The following is a 19,952-nucleotide window of genomic DNA, read 5'->3' as shown; positions in this document are numbered from 1 at the left end:
GCCTCCCCCACCCCCGAGAGGCCCGCCCGCGATGATGTGCGTCCATGACCTTTGACACGATCGCGCAACTTGTCGTCTCCGGGCTCACCATCGGCTGTGTCTACAGCCTGATCGGCCTTGGCTTTGCGCTCACCCTCAAGGCCACGGACCTGATCAATTTCGCCCACAGCGAAATGGTCATGCTGGGCGCATTCTTCGGCCTCATGCTCACCGCCCAGCTGGGAGTGCCCTTCGTGGGCGCGGTGCTGATCTCCGCCGTCGCCACCGGCATCGTCGGCGTCATCATCGAGCGCTTCATTCTCGGCCCGATCATGGTGCGCAAGGCGCCGCAGCTCAACCTACTGATCGCCACGCTGGGCCTGTCCATCGCCCTTCAGGCCCTGGCCATCATCTTCTGGGGCCGCGAACCCATTGCCTATCCAGACCTGTTCTCCTCGCAGCCTTTGGTGATCCTGGGCCTGCGGGTGCAGCCGCTGCAACTGTGGATCATGGGCGTGAGCCTGGTGGTGATGGGCGCCCTGCAATGGTTCTTCCAGCGCACGGTGACCGGCATCGCCTGGCGCGCCGCCTCGCTGGATGCCACCACCGCCGCGCTCTATGGGGTCGGCCGCCGGCGCAACGTGGCGCTCACCTTCGGCCTCAGCGCCGCCCTGGGCGGCGCCGCGGGCGTGCTGATCGCGCCCTTGTTCTTCGCCTCGTTCGGGCTGGGTCACTCGCTGATCATCAAGGCCTTCGCGGCCACGGCTTTGGGCGGCTTCGGCATCGTCGGCACCATGGTCGGCGGGCTGGCCCTGGGGGTGATCGAGACCCTCACCGCCGGGCTCATCTCCTCCGATTACAAGAACATCGTCACCTATGCCCTGCTGATCGCCATCCTGATGCTGTTCTTCCGCCCCCGCCTGCCCAAGGGCCGGCCGGCCAGCGACGCGGCAAAGGTCTCGGTCAGCGACATTTCCGCCCTCATCGCCACCCCCGCCCGCAAGCTGGCGCTGGCCGGCGGGCTGCTGGCGATCTGGGCTGGGGTGGGCTGGTTTGGCGACGCCTATCTGCTGCGCATCGTCAATATGTCGCTGATCGCCGCCTTGGCCGCCCTCGGCCTGCAGGTGATCGTCGGCCTCACCGGGCAGTTCTCATTCGGGCAGGCCGGCTTCTACGGCATCGGCGCCTATACCTCGGCGCTGGTCACCATGAAGCTCGGCGTGCCGTTCTGGCTTGCACTTCCCCTGGCGGGCATCCTGGCCGGCTGCGCGGCCCTGGTGGTGGCGCCGATCCTGCGGCTGAGCGGCCATTTCCTGGCCATGGCCACCCTGGCGCTGGGCGAGATCATCGTCCTTCTGATGCTGAACCTGAAGGTCATCACCAATGGCGCCTACGGGCTCTACGGCATCCCGCTGCCGTCATTCGGCAGCTATGAGGTGGAGAGCGAAGGCGCGTTCTTCGTCCTCATCTCGGCCGTCGTGGCCCTGGTCTACGCAGCGGTGGTCCGGCTGCTGCACTCCCGCTTCGGCCGCTCGCTGGTGGCGGTGCGGGAGAACGAACTGGCGGCCATCGCCTGCGGCATCCGTGCCGACCGGCAGAAGGTGAAGGCCTTCGTCATCGGCAGCGGCTGTGCCGGGCTGGCCGGCAGCCTCTATGCCCATTACCTGGCCTATATCAGCCCGGAGAGCTTCAGCTTCCTCACCTCGGTGCAGATGGTGACGATGGTGGTCATCGGCGGGCTCGGCTCCCTGCCCGGCGCCATCATCGGCGCCTTCGGCGTCACCTTGCTGCCGGAGATGCTGCGGGTGCTGGCGGATTTCCGGCTGGTGGTCTATGGCGGCCTCATCATCCTGTTCATGCTGTTCCTGCCCGGCGGCCTGGCCGAGGTCGGCCGCCGCCTGACCTCGGCGCTCCTCGCCCCCCGCAAGACCGGAGGCCGGCCATGAGCCTGCTCACGGTCGAAGGCGTCTCCAAGCGCTTCGGCGGCCTCGCCGCGCTGGACAATGTCTCGCTGACGGTGGAACCGGGCGCGGTCTGCGGGCTGATCGGCCCGAACGGCTCGGGCAAGTCCACCTTCTTCAATGTGGTGACCGGCGTCATCCCCTCCGACAGCGGCCGCATCGTCTTCCGCGACCAGGAGATGCAGAGCGCCCCGCCCGACCGGCGCCAGCGGCTGGGCCTGGCCCGCACGTTCCAGGAGATCCAACTGTTCCACGACATGACCGTTCTGGAAAACGTCATGGTGGGCGCCAACCGCATGGGCACGGCGGATGTGTTCGGCGCGCTGTTCCGGCCCCCCTCGGTGCGGGCAGAAGAGAGGCGCCTGCGCGAGATCGCGCAGGCGTGGCTCGCCTTCGTGGGGCTGTCGCATCTGGCGGGCGAGCGGGCGCGCTCCATCCCCTACGGCCACCAGCGCCTGCTGGAGATCGCCCGCGCGCTGGCCTCGGACCCGCACCTGCTGATGCTGGACGAACCCGCCGCCGGCATGAACCCGGCCGAGACCCGCGCGCTGATGGCGCAGATCGAACGCATCGCCGCCAAGGGCATCACCGTTCTGCTGGTGGAGCACAATGTGCGGATGGTGATGAATTTGTGCCGGGCCATCACCGTGCTCCACCATGGGCAGGTGATCGCCACCGGCGCGCCGGCGGAGATCCAGGCCCACCCGGCGGTCATTGACGCCTATCTGGGGCGGACGGAGATCTGATGCTCAGGCTCGAAAATCTCCATGTGGGCTATGGCGAGATTTCCGTCCTGCGCGGCGTCTCGCTCACCGTGCCCACCGGCGCCATCACCGCGCTGATCGGTGCCAATGGGGCCGGCAAATCCACCACGCTGAACACCATCTCCGGCCTGCTCAAACCCACGCAGGGCGAGATCCTGCTGGAAGGCACGCGCATCGACGGCCTGCAGCCGGAACAGGTGGTGCGCCTCGGCGTGGTGCAGGTGCCGGAGGGCCGCAAGGTGTTCCGCAATCTTACCGTCCACGAAACACTGGTCATGGGCGGCTATATCCATGCGGACAAGGCGGCGGTGGCCAAGGACATCGCCCGCATGTTCGAGGCCTTTCCCCGGCTGGCGGAACGCCGCACCCAATTGAGCGGCACGCTGTCGGGCGGCGAGCAGCAGATGCTGGCCTTCGCCCGGGCGCTGGTGGCCCGCCCCAAGTTGCTGCTGCTGGATGAGCCGTCCATGGGGCTGGCCCCGCGCATCGTCGCCGAGATGGCGGGACTGATCCGCAGCATCCGCGCGGAGGGAATGACGGTGCTGATCGTGGAACAGAATGCCGCGCTGGCGCTGGGGGTTGCCGACGAGGGGCACGTGCTGGAATCCGGCACCATCGGCTTGTCGTCGCCGGCCAAGGATCTGCTCGCCAACGACCGGGTACGCGAAGCCTATCTGGGGCTGTGACAGGCCTCGCCCCGATCCTTATTTGGTCTCATCCTCATAGGCCGCGGTGCCGACCGGTCCGGCGAGGATCGCCACATAGGTGGGCAGCAACGCCGCCCGCACCGCGGCGCTCTCCTTGATGCGCATCGCATAGTAACCCACCTGATGATAATAGGTGATGCGCGCCCGCACCTCGGCCTCCGTCGGGGCAAACCCCATAGCCAGATAGATCTTCTCCAGCACCGCCATGCGCGCCGCATCGCTTTCCCGGACCAGACGCTTGACCTTTGGTGCGCTGCGCGCCCAGTCGCGCACGGCGGAATCGTAATCCGGATCATAGATCTTCGGACTGAACCACAGATTGACGTATTTGCGGAACTGGACCCCCGGCTGGTCCCCATCGTGATCGAGCACCTTCAGGAAGGGATCGATATTGCGCGCCCGCCAGGATTGCAGGAGCGCCGACAGCAGGTCCTCGCGATTCTTGAAGTGCCAGTAGAAGCTGCCGCGCGTGACCTTCAGATCATCCGCCAGGCGCTCAACCTTGACCCGTTCGATGCCCTCGCGGATCAGGCTTTTGCGGGCAGCGTCAATCCAGGCGTCGCGATCGAGACGGGCGGATGGGACAGGTCTGGGAGTCTTTCTCGCGGGCACCGGATGCATCTCCCCCACACAGCCGTGCGGTCACACGTCAAGGTAATGCCTCGCGGGCCGCTTCGCCACCGCGCACCTACGCGTCGCCCGATGGAAACAACATCGCGCGCAATGTCGCAGATCGCGTCCCGCATTGCCGGCATCCTTGCGGCGGCACCTCTCTTTCAGTACAGTACTGTATGGTCTTGGCGTGCGGCTCCGCCCATGGGAGAGCCGCACATTCACTGATGCCGGCCACCAGGGCGGACCGCTGATCCGCAGACTGGTGCGCGGCCCGCCGAAGGGTTCCATGCAGCACTATTCGGTGGCCTCCCTTTTGCGCCGCGCGGTGGATCCCGTCGCCTCATGGCCCGCCATGTGGCGCACCCCCGAGCCCCAGGCCCAGTACGATGTAGTGATCGTCGGCGCCGGCGGGCATGGCCTGGCCACCGCTTATTATCTGGCCACCGAGCACGGCATCACCAATGTGGCGGTGATCGAGAAGGGCTGGCTCGGCGGCGGCAATTCGGGGCGCAACACCACCATCGTACGCTCGAACTATCTGTTCCCCGAAAGCGCCCATCTCTACGATTTCGCGCTGAAGCGCTACGAAGGCCTGTCGCAGGACCTCAATTACAACGTCATGCTGAGCCAGCGCGGTGTCGCCATGCTGGCACACAGCCGTCACGACATGGAGAGTTGCACCCACTGGGCCAATGCCATGCGGCTCAACGGCATCGATTCCGACATCCTTTCGGCCGGGGACGTGAAGCGGCTCATTCCCTTCATCGATGACTCCGCCACGGCGCGCTATCCGGTTCACGGCGGCTTCATCCAGCGGCGCGGCGGCGTGGCGCGGCACGATGCGGTCGCCTGGGGCTATGCGCGGGGCGCCGATCGGCGCGGCGTGGACATCCTGCAGAATTGTGAAGTCACCGGCTTCCTGCGCGGCCCGACCGGAGCGGTGACCGGCGTGGAGACCACCCGCGGCGCCATTCGCGCGAAGCAGGTGGCGCTGACGGCGGCGGGCAACACCTCGGTGCTGGCGACCATGGCCGGGTTCCGCCTGCCGCTGCAAAGCTACGCGCTCCAGGCCATGGTGTCGGAGCCGGTGAAACCCTTCTTCGACACGGTGGCGATCTCGCTCGCCACCGGCCTCTATCTGAGCCAGTCGGACAAGGGCGAACTGGTGTTCGGCGCCGGGCTGGACCTCTATCATTCCTATGCTCAGCGCGGGAACTATCCGGTCACCGAGCGGGTGATGGCGAGCGCGGTCGCCATGTTCCCGGCGCTCTCGCGGCTGAAGCTGCTGCGGCAATGGGCCGGTCTCGTGGATGTCTCGCCGGACTCCTCGCCCATCCTGGGGCCATCCCCGGTGGAGGGCCTGTTTCTGAACTGCGGCTGGGGCACCGGCGGGTTCAAGGCCATTCCGGTCGGCGGCTATATGCTCGCCTGGCAGCTGGCCACGGGCGCGCCCCACCCCATCGCCGCCCCCTTCGGCCTGGACCGCTTCTCCACCGCCGCGCTGGTGGATGAGGCGGCGGCGGCCGGCATTCCCCATTGAGGCGCCGGTTATGCTGCTGATCGCATGCCCCTTCTGCGGCCCGCGCCCCGAGCTGGAATTTTCCTGCGGGGGGCAGGCCCATATCGCCCGTCCCGGCCCGCCGGAAGCCGTCTCGGACGCGGAATGGGCGCAGTATCTGTTCTATCGCGACAACCCCAAGGGGCTGGCCCGCGAGCGCTGGCGCCATGGCGGGGGCTGCGGGCAATGGTTCAATGCGGTGCGCGACACGCTCACCCATGACTTCAAGGCGGTGTACCCGATGGGCGCCCCTGCGCCGGAGACCGGCTGATGGCGCGCCTTCCCACCGGCGGCCGCATCGATCGCACCCGCCCGCTCCGCTTCACCTTCGACGGACGCGCCTATAGCGGCTTTGCCGGCGACACGCTGGCCTCCGCTTTGCTGGCCAATGACGTGATGCTGCTGGGCCGCAGCGTCAAATATCACCGCCCGCGTGGGCTCGTGGGCGCGTTCGATGATGAGCCCAATGCCATCCTGCAGGTGGGCACCGGCCGCCATGCGGATCCCAATGCCAAGGCGACCCGCCAGGATCTCTATGAGGGGCTGGAGGCCCGGCCGGTGAACTGCTGGCCTTCGCTGCGCTGGGACTTCGGCGCCGTTGCGGATCGCTTGAGCCGGATCTTGTCGGCTGGTTTCTACTACAAGACCTTCATGGGGTTTCCCGGCTGGCCATTCTATGAGCGGCTGATCCGCCGCGCGGCCGGTCTCGGCCGGCTGGCCAATGCGGCGGACGACGACCTCTACCTGAAGCGCTACGCCTTCTGCGACGTGCTCGTGGTCGGTGCCGGTCCCGCGGGCCTGGCGGCGGCGCGGGCGGCCGCGGCCACCGGCGCGCGCGTCATGCTGATGGATGACCAGACCGAGCCCGGCGGTTCGCTCCTGTGGGACGCTGCCACCGTGGACGGGCAGCCCGGCGATGTGTGGGCGGCACAGACCGCCACAGCGCTCGCCGCGTCCGGCGTCGTGGTGCTGCCGCGCACCAGCGTGCTGGCTTATTATGATCACGACTTCCTGCTGGCCGTGGAGCGGCTCGCCGACCACGAGCCGCCCGCCCAACGCGCGGGCAAGGCGCGCCAGCGGGTGTGGCAGGTGCGGGCCAAACGCGTGGTGCTGGCCACCGGCGCCATGGAGCGCCCCCTGCCCTTTCCGGACAACGACCGGCCGGGCATCATGCTGGCCTCCGCCGCACGCCAGTTCACGGTCCGCTATGCCGCCGCCCCCGGCCGCTGCGGCGTGCTCTTCACCAATAACGACAGCGCCTATGCCGCCGCCCAAGACCTGCTGACGGCCGGCATCCGCATCGCCGCGGTGGTGGACGTGCGCCCGGCGCCCGGTCCGGCCGCTCGCGCGCTGGAGGCCAAAGGCATCCGGTGCCTGACCGGCACAGCCATCGTCGCCACCCAAGGGCGGCATCGGGTCAAAGGCGTGCGTGTGCGGCCTCTCGCCGGCGGCGCCGAGGAAACCATCGCCTGCGATTTCGTGGCGATGTCCGGCGGCTGGTCGCCCACGGCGCATCTGTTCTCGCAATCCGGCGGACGCCTGCGCTGGGACGATCTCCTGCAAGGCTTCCGGCCCGACGTGTCGGTGCAGAACGAGCGTTCCGTGGGCGCTGCCAATGGCTGCTTCGACCTCGCCGCCGCTTTGCGCGAAGGTCACGCCGCCGGCTCCGGCGACACCCCGATCACGCTCGCCGCGCCGCAGGCCATCCCCCAGCCCCCGCCCGCGCCGCCCCTGCCATTCTGGGTCACGCCCCAGGTCAAAGGCCGCCAATGGATCGATTTCCAGAGCGACGTCACCCATAAGGACGTGGCCCAGGCGGCGTCCGAGAACATGGTCTCGGTGGAGCACTTGAAGCGCTACACCACCACCGGCATGTCGTCGGACCAGGGCAAGACCAGCAATGTGAATGCGCTCGGCCTGCTCGGCCAGGTGACCGGCCGCCCGCCCGGTGCGGTGGGCACCACGCGCTTTCGGCCGCCCTATGTGCCGGTGGCCATGGGGGCGCTCGCCGCCGAAGCGGTGGGGGACCTCTATGCGCCGCGCCGCACCGTCCCGGCCCACGGGGTGCATCGGGATCTGGGCGCCGTGTTCGACGATTTCGGCGGCTGGCAGCGGCCGGACTATTATCAGCGCGCCAGCGAAAGCCGGGACGCCGCGGCCACGCGCGAGCACAGCGCGGTGCGCACCGCCGTGGGCCTGTTCGAGAGTTCGCCCATCGGCAAGATCGCCGTGGAGGGGCGCGACGCCGGCCTGTTCCTTCAGCGCCTGTATGCGAACGACATCCTGAAGCTGAAGGACGGACAGATCCGCTACGGCCTGATGCTGAACGAGAACGGCATCATCATCGACGACGGCGTCTGCGTGCGCCTGGCCGCCGATCGCTTTCTGGTGAGCCCCACCAGCGGCGCCACCCCGCGCATCCTCGCCTGGATGGAGGAATGGCGGCAGTGCGAATATCCAGAGCTGGATGTGGAGATCTTCGATCTCACCACCGCCTGGGCCGCCTTCGCCATCGCCGGCCCCCGCGCCCGCGACACCTTGCGCGCCGCAGGCACAGACATCGATCTGGAGACCGCCGCCTTCCCGCACATGACCGCCCGGCACGGGCAGGTGGCCGGGGTTCGCGCCCGGGTGATGCGGGTGAGCTTCTCCGGCGAACTGCAATATGAAGTGCAGGTTCCGGCCAGCGAAGGCGCGTCCGTCTGGGGCGCCTTGATGGCAGCCGGGCAGGCGTATGGCATCACCCCCGTGGGCCTGGAGGCCTGGCTGCGCCTGCGTCTGGAAAAAGGCTATGTGCATGTGGGCAGCGACACCGACGGCACCAGCAGTCCCGACGACATCGGCTTTGGCCCGGCGCTCGCCCGCAAGGCGGACGATTTCGTCGGCCGGCGCTCCCTCACCCGCCCCGCCATGGTGGCGCCCGATCGCTTCCAATTGGTCGGGCTGCGGGCGGGCGGAGCCGCGCCCCTGCCCATCGGGGGATGTCTTCATGCCGGCCCGAGCTTTGCCCCGCCGATGGCGCTGGAGGGCCGCGTGACCTCCAGCTGCTTCAGCCCGGTGCTGAATGCCCCAGTGGCCTTGGGACTGGTGCGCGGCGGACGGGCCCGCATGGGCGAGACGCTGTGCGTCTATCACGCGGGCACGACGCTGCAGGCGACCATCTGCGCGCCGGTCTTCTATGACCCGTCGGGGGAGCGCCTGCGTGCCTGACCAGACCTTCGCGCCGGACTGGCAAACGCAGCCCGAAACCCGGGAGGCACAAGGCCTCCGCCTGGAGACGGCGCCAGCCGGCGGCGTTTTTCTGGTGGCGGCCCGCACCGGCGCGGTGCTGCCGCCCCTGTCTGGCCTGGCCTGGCCCACCGCCCCGGGTCCATGGGTGGGGGGTGATCCGGGGATGACCCTGATCGCCCCGAACCGCTGGCTCGTCGCCTGCGCGCCGGCGCACCGGGGCGCGGTGGGCGCGCAACTGGAGGCTCTTCAGGCCGGCCAGTTGGTCCATGCGCACGACGTGGGCGACGGCCGTGTGTGGTTTGCGGTGTCCGGCCCACGCGCTGACGCCTTGCTCAATTGCGGCATCGCCATCGACCTCGCTCTCGACCGCTTCCCGCCGGGAACCGCGGCGAGCGTGCAATTGTCCCGCGCCCATGTGCTGCTGCATCGCTCCGGCGCGCACGCCTTCCGGCTGCTGGCGGATGCCTCCTACACCAGCTATTTGCGCGCCTGGTTCGCCCATACCATGCCGCTGGTGGCAGGCGCGCCCACCTGACCGGCATGCCATCGCCCCGGCGGACGGACGGCTGACGCGCCGCCCGGAAGCGCGCGACCGACCTATTCGCCTTCCGCGTGACGCCCGATCCTGAGTCACCGGTCCAAGCGCATTGAAATTGTCGGCCCGCTGCGGCGAGGTACCGGTGAAGTCCACCACCGCCTCGCGCTGCTCCCGGTCGACGGTGATCTGGGCCTTGATGCTGCTGCCCTGCTCCAGCTCTACCTGGAAGCTGCAGTCGGACAGGGTGTCGAGCGCCCACCGCACGCTTTCGGCGGCATTGTCCTGGACCTGGCCCAAATAGGCCGCAACCACATCGGCCCCGAAATGGGCGATCATCCTGCGCAATTCCGAGACACCGCGCTCCGACGCCGCGATCTGCGCCTTCAGGTCGCGCTGGTCATAGAGCCTATCGGGCGATCCAGGTTCCGCCTTCGGCGATCCGGCGGGAGATTGCATCCCCCACCGCCATCACCGCGGCTCGAAAGCCGGGGACCGCATCAATGGGTACGTCTGCCGCATTGAATACGAGGCTCACTCCGGCGACCACTTGGCCTTCGGCGAACACCGGCGCCGCAATGCCCACCCTTCCCTCCGCCACTTCGGACGCGGTCTCCACTACGCCCGCCTTGCGAATGGCGCGCAGTTGGTCCTTGAACGCCTTCCAGTCGCCATAGCCAAGGCGCTCCCGGATGGTTGCTGCATTATCCAGATAGATGCGCTTCAGCGAGCGGTCGTCCAGATGGGCCAGCACCACCTTGGACGATGCCCCGGCAAATAGCGGCATGGCCACGCCCCGCTCGTAAGCGGTGAATGGATGGGGCGAGAGGCCGGCCTCTTGGTGGACACACATGACCATGTCGCGATAGCGCCGGCAGATGATCGCGGTCGCACTCTGGGTGGTTGTCTCCAACAGATGGCGCAGGGCCGGCGCCGCCACCTTCAGCAAGGTATCTCCCTGCCGCGACAGCCGATCATACTCAATGAAAGCCGGACCAAGCACGTATCCGGCGCCGGTCACCGGATCGAGGAAGCCGAACCGGGACAGTTCCTGGACATCCCGATAGGCGGAGCTTTGGGAGACGTCCATCTCCCGCGCGATGGCCTCGACGGTCCACGGACCAGGATCGAGACGAAATAGACCCAAGACCTGCAGGATCCGACTGGCCACATGACCCCCCAAAGATACAATATATCAATATGTGAGAATTTAACAAAAATCCCACATATTGAGAATAACGCTTGAATTCAGTTTTGAACAGCGGTTAGCTGAGATCAAGCCGCGCCACAAAGCGGCACCTCCTTCAGCTTCCGGAGTTCCTGATGCAACGGATTCTTGCTGTGCTGGTAGCCGCCGTGATCGGCGTTGCCCCCCTATCCCAAGCGATGGCCGCCCCTCCCGAGCAGAAAGTCGACGTCAAGCTGGCAGTGCTGGCGCCCAGTGCCTTGCTATGGCTGCACGCCATTGCCCAGCAGCAAGGCTTCTATGACAAGCACAACCTGGCCATCCGTGAGCTGCGTGCCTCAGACAGCCCGGCGCTCATGCAGGCGGTCGCCTCCGGCAGCGCCGACGCCGGCATTGGGCTCGGCGACTTGGCGGTGCGCGCCATCGATAAGGGCGCACCCATCATCATCGCCGGCGCTGTGCTGGACAAGACCATCCTGCGGCTCTACGGCGCCAAGGCGGCGACCAGCATGAAGGATCTCGCAGGCAAGCCGCTGACTGCGGGCGCAGTGAAGGGCGGTACCGCCGACCTGTTGAAATACCAATTGAAGCTGGCGGGCGTCGACCCCAAGGGCGTGCAGATGGTCTCCATCGCAAATTCCCGCGACCGTATTATCGCCATGAGCAATGGCCAGGTGGCCGGCGCCCTGCTTATCGCCCCCTTCGACACGCTCGCCGCGCGGGAAGGCGCCAATCTGCTGGACGTCTATCGCGAGCCTTATGTGCAAACTCCGCTGGTGCTCAATAAGCCCTGGGCGACGGCAAACCGCGAGACCGCCGTGGCGCTGACGCAGGCGTTGAAGGAGGCCGCCGCCTTCATCAACAATCCGGCAAATAAAGACGAATCCATCTCGGTTCTGGCGCGCTACACCAAAACCGACCGCGATGTTTGCGCCGACAGCTATGCCTTCATCGTCGGCGAGCAGAAGGCCATCCCCGCCGATCTCTCGGTGCCCGCCGCCGGCCTGGAAAATCTCTACAAGATCGACGCCGCCGTGAACGGCACCGATGCACTGGCTGCCCCGGCGTTCGAGCTGAGCCGCTACTACGACCCGAGCTTCATCGCCGGCAAATAGCCGCCGCGTGCGCAGCGGCAGACCCGCCGCCCCGCCCCCAGCTGCCGGCGCCGCGCGCGCCGGCCCACCCCCAACGCTCCTGTCGCAGACCGCCCAGCCCGCCCCCGTGCGAGCCCGGCCCCGTCATGTCCGAAGGCCAGCTCATGTCCGACACCATCCGCCCCTCCGACAGCCGCACCCCGATCACTTTGCTCACCGGCTTCCTGGGCAGCGGCAAGACCACCCTGCTCAATGGCTGGTTGCGGGATCCGGCGCTGGCCGATGCGGCGGTGATCGTCAACGAGTTCGGCGACGTGGGCATCGATCACGACCTCATTGCCGCCAGCAGCGACAACACCATCGAATTGTCCACCGGCTGCCTGTGCTGCACCGTGCGCGGTGATCTGGTGGACACCCTGCGCGACCTGGCCGACAAGCGGGCGCGCGGCCTCGTCTCCCGCTTCTCGCGGGTGCTCATCGAGACCACGGGCCTGGCCGACCCCGCCCCGGTAATCCAAGCGCTCATCACCCATCCTGTGGCGCAGGCCTTCCGCCTGGGGCGCGTCATCACCGTGGTGGATGGCGTGCAGGGCCTGGAGACACTGGAGCGGCATGTGGAGGCCCGCAAGCAGGCGGCGGTGGCCGATGAGATCGTGCTCACCAAGACCGACCTGAAGCCCCGCGCGTTACCGGCGCTTGAAGCCCGGCTGCACGAACTGGCCCCCGGCGCCCATCTGCATCTGGCGAGCCTCGCCGCGCCGCCGTCCGCCGCGCTGCTGGACGGCATCGACCCCTACGCCCCCGCCACCAAGCCCGCCGACGTCATGGCATGGCTGCGGGCGGAGGCCGACGCCGATGCCGAGGCCGCGGCCGGGGCCCCCGCCGGCGATCACGGGCATGGCCACGATCACGGGCATTCTCACAGCCACGGCGTCCACCCTCACGACACCAATCGCCACTCCGCCGACATCGGCTCGTTCTCACTGCTGTTCGACGAGCCGCTGCATTGGGAGCATGTGGCCACCTGGCTGGATGCCCTGGTGGTGGCGCACGGCCCCGACCTGCTGCGGGTGAAGGGCATTCTGCGCATCGTCGGCCGCGACAAGCCGATCGTGGTCCAGGCGGTGCAGACCCTGTTCTCCCCCCCGGCGGAGCTCGCCGCCTGGCCCGAGGGGGGGCAGCGCTCGCGCATCGTCTTCATCACCAAGGGTCTGTCGCGGGCCTTCGTCACGGAAGTGTTCGACGTCATCCGCACCCGCCCCATTCCCCATGCCATCGCCGGCTGATCCCGGCCCGCCGCGTCAGGAGACCCCCATGGACACCATCATCAAGAACGGCCTCATCATCACCGCCGACGGGCGGTTTGAAGGCTCCATCGGCATCAAGGACGGCGCCATCGCCGCGCTGTTCGAGCCCGGCGCCGAGCCGGACGCCAAAGAGGTAATCGATGCCAAGGGCCTCGCCATCCTGCCCGGCGTCATCGACATGCATTCGCATCACCGCGAGGGCTCGGAGAAGGGCTTCGAATACAAGGACACCATCTACACCTCCACGCGGCAGTGCGCCGCTGGCGGCGTCACCACTTCGGTGGCCATGCCCAATGTGACACCCCCGCCCAATTCCAAGGATCTGCTGGACAAGCAGTTCGCCATCTATGAGCGTGACGCGGTGGTGGACTGGAACTTCAACCCGGCGCCCACGGTGCTGGAAGAAGTGCCGGCCATGGCTGAGACCGGCATTGCCGCGTTCAAATTCTTCATGGTGGTGGATACCGGGCGCTCCTACCCGCACATGCCGGGCATCGGCGTACACGACCATGGACGCATCCTCGAGATCATGACGGCCTGTGCGGCACAGGACGTGCCCCTGATGGTCCATCCGCACGACCAGGCGCTGATGGACGTCATCGAGAAGGAATTCTGGGAGCGCGGCGAGCGCGATGCGCTGGCCTATGCCAAGGCCTATGCCGCCCATGACGGCGTGATCTGGGAAACCGCCATCGCTACCTTGCTGCGTCTGCAGAAGGCCGCCGGCTGCCATCTGCACATCCTCCACACCCAGACCGCCGGTTCGGTACAACTGATCCGCGAAGCCAAGGCCGCCGGCCAGAAGGTCACCTGCGAGATCAACCCCTGGGCGCTGTTCCTGGGTTGCGAATGGTCCGCCATCCAGCGGCTGGGCTCCTATGCACTGTCCTATTGGGTGCCGGAGAAGAACGTGCCGGGCCTGTGGGCCGGGCTCAATGACGGTACCATCGACATCGTCGCCACCGACCATGCGCCACATCTGAAGGAAGAGAAGGAAATCGGCTGGACCGACGGCTGGAAGGCCCACACCGGCACTCCGTCCACGCAATTCTATCTCTCCATGTTCCTGACCGCCGCCATGGAAGGCAGGATCCCGCTGGAGCGGGTGGTGGAAGCCACCTCGACCGCTCCAGCCCGCCTGTTCCGCCTCGACCGCAAGGGCGAAATCCGCCCCGGCTTCGACGCCGATCTGGTGCTGGTGAACCTGGACGCGGAGTATGAGGTGCGCGATCCAGACGTGCTGTCGCTCACCGGCTGGACGCCCTATGCGGGACGCACCTTCAAGGCCAAGCCGGTGCGCACCATCCTGCGTGGCAAGACCATCTATCTGGACGGCAAAGTGGTGGGCGAGAAAGGCTACGGCAAGCAGGCCGTCTCCACCGCCCGCCATGCCGCCAAGGCCGCCGCCAAGGTCGCCGCGGAATGAGCGCCATGCGACCCTTCCTGGACTTTATCGAGGGGTCTTCCCGCACGGCGGCGCTGCTGCGCATGACCATCAGCATCGCCTGCGTGCTCGCGCTGTGGGAGGTGCTCGCCACCTATGTGGTCACCAACAAGCTGCTGTTGGTGCCGCCCATGGAGGTGTTTCGCGCCCTGGGCTCGGAGAATGCCAGTGGCGCCCTATGGACCAATGCCGCCGCCACCGTCAGTGCGGTGGCCGCCGCCTTCCCCATCGCCGTGGTGATCGGGGTGGCCATCGGCCTGGCCTTGGCCTCCAGCCGGTTGCTGGCGTTGACCATCGGCCCCATGCTCACGGCGCTCAACTCGGTGCCGGTGGTGGCGCTGGCGCCCTTGTTTATCGCCTGGCTGGGGCTGGGCTTTGCCTCCAAGTTCGTCATCGTCACCATCTTCTCGGTGTTCCCGATTCTGGTGACCACGGAAGTGGGACTGAAGGCCACGGACAAGATCCTCATCGAGGCGTCGCGCTCGTTCAACGCCTCGCGCTGGCAGATCTTCACCACGGTCACGCTCCCCTTCGCGCTGCCATTTGTCATCTCGGGCATCCGGGTCGCCTGGGCGCGGGCGCTGGTGGCGATCATCGTGGCGGAATTCTTCGGCTCATTCGCCGGCTTCGGCTTCGCCATATTGGCCGCGGGCCAGAGCTTCGATACCGCGACATTGCTGGCCTATGTGATCGTGCTCGGCGCATTGGGTCTTGTGGGCAGCCTGTTTTTCGAGTGGCTGGAGCGCCGCCTGGCGCCATGGAGGCATGAATGATGGCCGCGGACGCGCTTTCCATCCAAGGCATCAGCAAGGTGTTCGGCCGCCCCGGAAAGCCGACGGTGGAGGCGCTGCGGGACATCAACCTCACCATCCGCGAAGGCGAGTTCGTCTCCATCGTGGGGGCGTCCGGCTCGGGCAAGTCCACCTTGCTGCGCATCATCGACGGCCTGCTGCCCGCCTCCTCCGGCGTGGTACGGGTGGGTGGTGCGGCGGTGAACCGGCCCGGCGCCGACCGCGCCATGGTGTTCCAGCAGGATGCCTTGCTGCCCTGGAACACCGTCCTGGACAATGTCGCCTATGGCCTGGTCATCGGCGGCGCCCGCAAGCGAGATGCCCATGCGGTGGCCCAGCGCTTCATCGAGATGGCCGGGCTGAAGGGCTTCGAGCAGCATTATCCGCACCAGCTCTCCGGTGGCATGCGCCAGCGGGTGAATGTCGCCCGCGCGCTGGCGGTGGACCCCAAGATCCTGCTGCTGGACGAGCCATTCGCTGCGCTTGATGCCCAGACCCGCGAGATCATGCAGGGTGAGCTGCTGAACATCTGGCAGAAAAGCCGCACCACCGTGCTGCTCATCACCCACCAGATCGACGAGGCGGTGTTCCTGTCCGACCGGGTGGTGGTGTTCAGCGCCCGGCCCGGCTCGGTGCGGGAAGAGATCCCCATCGCCCTACCCCGCCCGCGCGCCCTGGACGTCAAGCGCAGTGCCGAATTCGGGGCGCTCGTGGACCACATCTGGCATCTCATCGAGCATGAGGTGCGCACAGCGGTGGCGGAGAATTTAGCCTGATACCAAAGGCGTCCGCGCCGATAGGCAACGCGGACGGCCTCTCTGCTGTGAGGATGGCGGGGCGCTGTTCGGCCGTCATGCACTTCATCTCGCGCCCGATCGCGCACACCGCGTCGATGCGGCGTTGCAGTCCTGCCCCCGCCCGTGGATTGACTCCAATGCTCGGAACCCTCGCTTTCGAGCGGCGATGATGGCTTCTGGATCGGCGCGCCAGGCGAAAGGCGTCGGAGTCTGGCTGTGCTCGCCCATGAAGCGGTTGCTGGCCGCCTGGAGATCGACGCCGCCCTTGAAGACGCCGCGCTTGAGGCGGCGGCGGGTGAGCTTGGCGAAGTCGCCTTCGACGGCGTTGAGCCAGGAGCATAAGGTCGGCGTGAACTGGACGGTCCGCCTTGGATGCCTGGCCAACCACTCGCGCACCTTGGGGTGTTTGTGGGTGGCGCTGTTGGCCTGGCCGACCGGCGGCTCGGCATTGTCGACCAGATCGCCGGACTGATCAGCGACCCGGGCAACCCGGCTCTGGTCACCCACTCAGTGACCTCGATCCAGCAGGTGGGCGGCGACCGATGCCGCGACCACGGATGCGACCAGGATCGCGGCCTCCGCAACGCTCGTCTTCCACATGATCGAACCCATTCTCTCGCCCCGCGGGCGCCTCAGCGGGCGCGGCGGCGCGGAACCGGGTTCATGCAGCGACAGGTGGTTTGCAGGGATGATGCGGCGATGTTGCACTTTGCAATCGCTGGCCGGGGACCCGCGACTTCCGGCCCGCGTCAGGCGCTTTCTCGATATGCGAGAAACATAATTCCGTAGACTGAAAAAATGAATGGACAGCCGCCCCAGCTTTTTTATTTTTGGACGCAACGATAAAGAAGCACCGAGGGAGCGCCCCTTGCCGACAAGGGCAGAAAAGCCGTCTCCCGACGGCAATAAATCGTCACTTTCCAAGGCCCTGTCGCTCATGGTGATTATCGCCGAGCGGGGACACAATGGGATGACCTTGAGTGCCGCCGCCAAGCGCGCCGATATACATGTCGCGACCGCGCATCGCCTCCTGACATCTTTGGTCGAGGAAGATTTCCTCAATTTCGACCCTTACACCAAGCGCTATTGCCTGGGGCTGATGCCCTACGAAATCGTCACCCGCGCCGGGCACGATCTGGAATTTCTCGTCCTGCGCAAGAAACTTCGGCCGATCCTGGAGCGCGCGCAGGCCGAGGTCAGCGGCATCGTCTGCATGTCGGTGGACTCCCGCGGCGAGGCGCTGTGCGTCGATCTGGTGGAAGGACAGTCGGACATCCTGGTGAACACGCTGAAGGTGGGCGCCCGCCGCCCGCTCGGCGCCGGCGCCGCCAGCCTCGCCCTGCTGGCGGTGCGCGCGGAGGCCGAGCGCGAGGCGATCATCCGCAAGGAGAGCGAGCGCTACCTGAAGTACGGCCGCCTGACCGCCGACATCGTGCGCGCGGCCTGCGCCGGCCTGCACCGGGACGGCTATGTGCTGAATGACGCGGTGATCATTCCGGACATCGGCGCCGTGGCCATTCCCGTCTTCTCGGACGGCGCCGTGGTCTGCGCCCTTTCGGTCACCAACACCATCTCGCGCCTTCACGCCGACCGGCGGAGGGAGATCGCATTGGTGCTGACGCAAGCGGTCCGCGCGGCCGGCTTTCAAACCCTGGATGTGGCCTGATGTATCCTATCGACCTGTTCTACCGCCAAGCCGCCCGTGCGCCGGACCGCATCGCCGTGGAGTTCGGCGCGGAGCGCTGCACCTATGGCCAGTTGCTGGCCCGCACCTCGGCCCTTGCGGCGGGGCTGCAAGCGCTTGATCCCGCGCCCGGTTCGCGCGTCGGCATCTGCTGCTTCAACCATGTGGAACACCTGGTGGCCTGGCTGGCGGTGATCGCTGCCGGCAAGGTCTGGGTGCCGCTCTATCCCAAGAACAAGGCCGCCGAGATCGGCCAGGGCATCGACTTCACCCAGATGAGCCTGGTGATCGTGGATGCCCATTCCCGCCATCTCGTGGAGGGTGCGGGAGCGCAGGTCATCGTCGCCGATCCGCACGGCGGCGCCGGCACCACCGGCGCGCTCGCCCGCGCCCATGCGGGCGCAGCGCCCCGCCCGCACCTGCTGCCGCTCACCGACACCCAGGCCATCAAGTTCACCGGCGGCACCACCGGCAAGCCGAAGGGCGTGATGCAGCCCTACCGCTCGTGGAACACCAACATCGCCACCCAGGTGCTGGCCTGGGGGCTGACGGAGGGCGACCGGATGCTGGCGGCGGCGCCCATCACCCACGGCACCTCCACCTATATCCTGCCGACGCTGGGCACCGGCGGCACGCTGGTGCTGCTGGACCAGCCGCGCCCGGAGGACACCCTGCGCTGCCTCGCCGAGGAGCGCATCGCCACCACCTTCCTGCCGCCCACCGTCATCTACATGATGATGCAGCTGCCCGCCGCCCGCGCCGCCGATTACGCCCACCTGCGCAACCTGGTCTACGGCTCGGCCCCCATGCGCCCCGACGCCATCGCCGAGGCCCAGTCGGTGTTCGGCCCGCGCATCGCCTCCACCTACGGCCAGACGGAAGCCCCGCAGATCGCCACCATGATCTCGGCGCAGGAGATGACCCGGCCGGAGCGGCGCGCCTCGGTCGGCCGCGAGACCATCCTCACCCGCGTCGCCATCATGGATGGGGCGGGCCATGTGCTGCCGCAGGGCGAATATGGCGAGATCGTCATCCGCGGCGACCTGGTGATGAGCGGCTACTGGCGCCAGCCGGACAAGACCGCCGAAACCCTGGTCGATGGCTGGCTGCACACCGGCGACCTCGGCCAGTTCGACGCCGAGGGCTTCCTCTACATCAAGGGCCGGGCCAAGGACCTCATCATCACCGGCGGCTTCAACGTCTATCCCATCGACGTGGAGCCGGTGATCGCCCAGCACGCGGCGGTGGCCGACTGCGCGGTGTTCGGCGTGCCCGACGACAAATGGGGCGAGTCCGTCCATGCCGCGGTCGAGCTGCGCGACGGCGCGCAGGCCGACCCGGACGAGATCATCCGCTTCGTGAAGGACAAGCTGGGCTCGGTGAAGGCGCCCAAGTCCATCGCCGTCTACGAGCGCCTGCCGCGCAACAATTACGGAAAACTACAGAAGCAGGTGCTGGTGGACGACCACATCGCCCACGCATCCGCGAAGGAGGACGCCCGCTCATGAACGCCAACGCCCCCAAGACATCCGGCATGAAGACGCCCACCACGGCGCTCAGCCACCACACCACGGACGCCATCTTCTACCGGGAAAAGAACCTGGTGGAGGACATATTGAAACCCGGCTCATCGCCGGATTTCGTCAGCGAGGCCATGGCGCACATCCTCGGCCGGGAGATCTCGGGCGGCGAGCGGCGGGTGATGAACGCCATCCTCATCACCATGATGGAGCATGGCCTCACCCCCAGCGCCATCGCCACCCGCTCCATCTATATGAGCGCGCCGGAGAATCTTCAGGGGGCGGTGGCCGCCGGCCTGATGGCGGTGGGCAGCCAGTTCGTGGGCACGGTGGAGAACAATGCCCGCCTGCTCGACAAGATCGTCGCCGCGCCGGAGGGCGGGCAGCGGGCGCTGGCCGAAGAGATCGTCGCCGACCACAAGGCGCGCCGCGCCCACCTGCCCGGCTTCGGCCACCATCTGCACCGGCCGGACGATCCGCGCGCCATCCGCCTTCTGGAGATCGGCGCCGAGAACGGACTGGCCGGGCGCCATGTGGCCGCGCTGGGCCTGCTGGCGCAGGTGGTGGACGAGAAGGCCGGCAAGCACATCACCATCAACGCCACCGGCGCGGTCTCGGCGCTGCTAGGCGAGATGGGGATTCCGGTGGAGCTGATGCGCGGCTTTTCCGTGCTCGGCCGCACCGCCGGGCTGGTGGCCCATATCGCCGAGGAGCAGCAGCGCCCCGCCGGACGGTTCATCTGGGATCTGGTCGACAACACCATCCCCTACGAGGCCTGA

General features: G+C 67.5%; 18 protein-coding genes and 2 pseudogenes. 15 read left to right on the top strand and 5 right to left on the bottom strand.

The features are described 5' to 3' along the window. Nucleotides 1-44 precede the first annotated feature (44 nt). The 3 genes from AAG816_RS11090 to AAG816_RS11080 are packed head-to-tail and all read left to right on the top strand — an operon-like array spanning nucleotide 45 to nucleotide 3,390. On the top strand, nucleotides 45-1,925 hold the full coding sequence (locus tag AAG816_RS11090; protein WP_341989678.1) for an ABC transporter permease: 1,881 nt from the start codon (nucleotides 45-47) through the stop codon (nucleotides 1,923-1,925). Continuing rightward, a complete protein-coding gene (locus AAG816_RS11085; RefSeq protein ID WP_341989677.1) occupies nucleotides 1,922-2,686 on the top strand; it encodes an ABC transporter ATP-binding protein in 765 nt (254 codons plus the stop codon). Before AAG816_RS11090 ends, AAG816_RS11085 begins: the two co-directional genes overlap by 4 nt. Continuing rightward, nucleotides 2,686-3,390, top strand: a complete 705-nt coding sequence (locus AAG816_RS11080; protein WP_341989676.1) for an ABC transporter ATP-binding protein — start codon at nucleotides 2,686-2,688, stop codon at nucleotides 3,388-3,390. The genes AAG816_RS11085 and AAG816_RS11080 overlap by 1 nt, the downstream gene beginning before the upstream one ends. A gap of 18 nt (nucleotides 3,391-3,408) precedes the next feature. Here the strand turns inward: AAG816_RS11080 and AAG816_RS11075 are convergent, their stop codons facing one another. Continuing rightward, nucleotides 3,409-4,023 carry a TetR/AcrR family transcriptional regulator gene (locus tag AAG816_RS11075; RefSeq protein WP_341989675.1) on the bottom strand — a complete coding sequence of 205 codons (615 nt, stop codon included), beginning with the start codon at nucleotides 4,021-4,023 and terminating at the stop codon, nucleotides 3,409-3,411. Between the two features lie 289 nt (nucleotides 4,024-4,312). On the opposite strand from AAG816_RS11075, the gene AAG816_RS11070 reads away from it, so the two are divergent. Genes AAG816_RS11070 through AAG816_RS11055 form a run of 4 tightly spaced genes read left to right on the top strand, consistent with a single transcriptional unit; the run spans nucleotide 4,313 to nucleotide 9,350 of the window. After that, nucleotides 4,313-5,566: a sarcosine oxidase subunit beta family protein gene (locus AAG816_RS11070; RefSeq protein WP_341989674.1), complete on the top strand. Its 1,254-nt coding sequence runs from the start codon at nucleotides 4,313-4,315 to the stop codon at nucleotides 5,564-5,566. 10 nt (nucleotides 5,567-5,576) lie between these two features. Then, a complete protein-coding gene (locus tag AAG816_RS11065; RefSeq protein ID WP_341989672.1) occupies nucleotides 5,577-5,855 on the top strand; it encodes a sarcosine oxidase subunit delta in 279 nt (92 codons plus the stop codon). Then, entirely contained in the window at nucleotides 5,855-8,794 is a 2,940-nt protein-coding gene (locus AAG816_RS11060) for a sarcosine oxidase subunit alpha family protein (RefSeq protein ID WP_341989671.1), read from the top strand. Before AAG816_RS11065 ends, AAG816_RS11060 begins: the two co-directional genes overlap by 1 nt. Next, nucleotides 8,787-9,350: a sarcosine oxidase subunit gamma family protein gene (locus AAG816_RS11055; RefSeq protein ID WP_341989670.1), complete on the top strand. Its 564-nt coding sequence runs from the start codon at nucleotides 8,787-8,789 to the stop codon at nucleotides 9,348-9,350. The genes AAG816_RS11060 and AAG816_RS11055 overlap by 8 nt, the downstream gene beginning before the upstream one ends. 93 nt (nucleotides 9,351-9,443) lie before the next feature. On the opposite strand, the pseudogene AAG816_RS11050 reads toward AAG816_RS11055, so the two are convergent. Continuing rightward, nucleotides 9,444-9,743, bottom strand: a pseudogene (locus AAG816_RS11050) (hydantoinase B/oxoprolinase family protein); the annotation flags it as partial. 16 nt (nucleotides 9,744-9,759) lie between these two features. Beyond that, nucleotides 9,760-10,521 (bottom strand): IclR family transcriptional regulator C-terminal domain-containing protein, encoded by a 762-nt coding sequence (locus tag AAG816_RS11045; protein ID WP_341989669.1) that lies wholly within the window; start codon nucleotides 10,519-10,521, stop codon nucleotides 9,760-9,762. Nucleotides 10,522-10,673: 152 nt separating this feature from the next. Here AAG816_RS11045 and AAG816_RS11040 point away from each other — a divergent pair, with 152 nt between their 5' ends. From AAG816_RS11040 to AAG816_RS11020, 5 genes are all read left to right on the top strand, one after another. Further along, a complete protein-coding gene (locus AAG816_RS11040; RefSeq protein WP_341989668.1) occupies nucleotides 10,674-11,651 on the top strand; it encodes an ABC transporter substrate-binding protein in 978 nt (325 codons plus the stop codon). 143 nt (nucleotides 11,652-11,794) lie between these two features. Then, complete coding sequence (locus AAG816_RS11035) at nucleotides 11,795-12,916, top strand: GTP-binding protein (protein WP_341989667.1); 1,122 nt, start codon at nucleotides 11,795-11,797, stop codon at nucleotides 12,914-12,916. A gap of 28 nt (nucleotides 12,917-12,944) precedes the next feature. Beyond that, nucleotides 12,945-14,363, top strand: coding sequence for a dihydroorotase family protein (locus AAG816_RS11030; RefSeq protein ID WP_341989666.1), 1,419 nt, complete (start codon nucleotides 12,945-12,947; stop codon nucleotides 14,361-14,363). Next, nucleotides 14,360-15,154: an ABC transporter permease gene (locus AAG816_RS11025; protein WP_341989665.1), complete on the top strand. Its 795-nt coding sequence runs from the start codon at nucleotides 14,360-14,362 to the stop codon at nucleotides 15,152-15,154. Before AAG816_RS11030 ends, AAG816_RS11025 begins: the two co-directional genes overlap by 4 nt. Continuing rightward, complete coding sequence (locus AAG816_RS11020; RefSeq protein ID WP_341989664.1) at nucleotides 15,151-15,948, top strand: ABC transporter ATP-binding protein; 798 nt, start codon at nucleotides 15,151-15,153, stop codon at nucleotides 15,946-15,948. The genes AAG816_RS11025 and AAG816_RS11020 overlap by 4 nt, the downstream gene beginning before the upstream one ends. Nucleotides 15,949-16,032: 84 nt before the next feature. On the opposite strand, the pseudogene AAG816_RS11015 reads toward AAG816_RS11020, so the two are convergent. Continuing rightward, nucleotides 16,033-16,392, bottom strand: a pseudogene (locus tag AAG816_RS11015) (hypothetical protein); the annotation flags it as partial. An 84-nt stretch (nucleotides 16,393-16,476) separates the two neighbouring features. Next, complete coding sequence (locus AAG816_RS11010) at nucleotides 16,477-16,908, bottom strand: hypothetical protein (RefSeq protein ID WP_341989663.1); 432 nt, start codon at nucleotides 16,906-16,908, stop codon at nucleotides 16,477-16,479. A 31-nt stretch (nucleotides 16,909-16,939) separates the two neighbouring features. Between AAG816_RS11010 and AAG816_RS11005 the strand changes: the two genes are divergently transcribed. Genes AAG816_RS11005 through AAG816_RS10995 form a run of 3 tightly spaced genes read left to right on the top strand, consistent with a single transcriptional unit; the run spans nucleotide 16,940 to nucleotide 19,952 of the window. Beyond that, complete coding sequence (locus AAG816_RS11005) at nucleotides 16,940-17,635, top strand: IclR family transcriptional regulator C-terminal domain-containing protein (protein ID WP_341989662.1); 696 nt, start codon at nucleotides 16,940-16,942, stop codon at nucleotides 17,633-17,635. After that, nucleotides 17,635-19,161: an AMP-binding protein gene (locus tag AAG816_RS11000; RefSeq protein WP_341989661.1), complete on the top strand. Its 1,527-nt coding sequence runs from the start codon at nucleotides 17,635-17,637 to the stop codon at nucleotides 19,159-19,161. The genes AAG816_RS11005 and AAG816_RS11000 overlap by 1 nt, the downstream gene beginning before the upstream one ends. Beyond that, nucleotides 19,158-19,952 carry a citryl-CoA lyase gene (locus AAG816_RS10995; protein ID WP_341989660.1) on the top strand — a complete coding sequence of 265 codons (795 nt, stop codon included), beginning with the start codon at nucleotides 19,158-19,160 and terminating at the stop codon, nucleotides 19,950-19,952. The genes AAG816_RS11000 and AAG816_RS10995 overlap by 4 nt, the downstream gene beginning before the upstream one ends.

Source organism: Azorhizobium sp. AG788 (assembly GCF_943371865.1).
In the GTDB taxonomy this organism is placed as follows: Bacteria; Pseudomonadota; Alphaproteobacteria; order Rhizobiales; family Xanthobacteraceae; genus Azorhizobium.
Note: the sequence above shows the minus strand (reverse complement) of the source record. Positions and strands in the feature narration are given on the sequence as shown.

What these genes read in the sequence shown, in the direction of transcription:
- AAG816_RS11090 (WP_341989678.1), top strand. Translation starts at nt 45, where the DNA reads ATGACCTTTGACACGATCGCGCAACTTGTCGTCTCCGGGCTCACCATC.
- AAG816_RS11085 (WP_341989677.1), top strand. Translation starts at nt 1,922, where the DNA reads ATGAGCCTGCTCACGGTCGAAGGCGTCTCCAAGCGCTTCGGCGGCCTC.
- AAG816_RS11080 (WP_341989676.1), top strand. Translation starts at nt 2,686, where the DNA reads ATGCTCAGGCTCGAAAATCTCCATGTGGGCTATGGCGAGATTTCCGTC.
- AAG816_RS11070 (WP_341989674.1), top strand. Translation starts at nt 4,313, where the DNA reads ATGCAGCACTATTCGGTGGCCTCCCTTTTGCGCCGCGCGGTGGATCCC.
- AAG816_RS11065 (WP_341989672.1), top strand. Translation starts at nt 5,577, where the DNA reads ATGCTGCTGATCGCATGCCCCTTCTGCGGCCCGCGCCCCGAGCTGGAA.
- AAG816_RS11060 (WP_341989671.1), top strand. Translation starts at nt 5,855, where the DNA reads ATGGCGCGCCTTCCCACCGGCGGCCGCATCGATCGCACCCGCCCGCTC.
- AAG816_RS11040 (WP_341989668.1), top strand. Translation starts at nt 10,674, where the DNA reads ATGCAACGGATTCTTGCTGTGCTGGTAGCCGCCGTGATCGGCGTTGCC.
- AAG816_RS11035 (WP_341989667.1), top strand. Translation starts at nt 11,795, where the DNA reads ATGTCCGACACCATCCGCCCCTCCGACAGCCGCACCCCGATCACTTTG.
- AAG816_RS11030 (WP_341989666.1), top strand. Translation starts at nt 12,945, where the DNA reads ATGGACACCATCATCAAGAACGGCCTCATCATCACCGCCGACGGGCGG.
- AAG816_RS11025 (WP_341989665.1), top strand. Translation starts at nt 14,360, where the DNA reads ATGAGCGCCATGCGACCCTTCCTGGACTTTATCGAGGGGTCTTCCCGC.
- AAG816_RS11020 (WP_341989664.1), top strand. Translation starts at nt 15,151, where the DNA reads ATGATGGCCGCGGACGCGCTTTCCATCCAAGGCATCAGCAAGGTGTTC.
- AAG816_RS11010 (WP_341989663.1), bottom strand. Translation starts at nt 16,908, where the DNA reads ATGAGCGACAGGGCCTTGGAAAGTGACGATTTATTGCCGTCGGGAGAC.
- AAG816_RS11005 (WP_341989662.1), top strand. Translation starts at nt 16,940, where the DNA reads ATGACCTTGAGTGCCGCCGCCAAGCGCGCCGATATACATGTCGCGACC.
- AAG816_RS11000 (WP_341989661.1), top strand. Translation starts at nt 17,635, where the DNA reads ATGTATCCTATCGACCTGTTCTACCGCCAAGCCGCCCGTGCGCCGGAC.
- AAG816_RS10995 (WP_341989660.1), top strand. Translation starts at nt 19,158, where the DNA reads ATGAACGCCAACGCCCCCAAGACATCCGGCATGAAGACGCCCACCACG.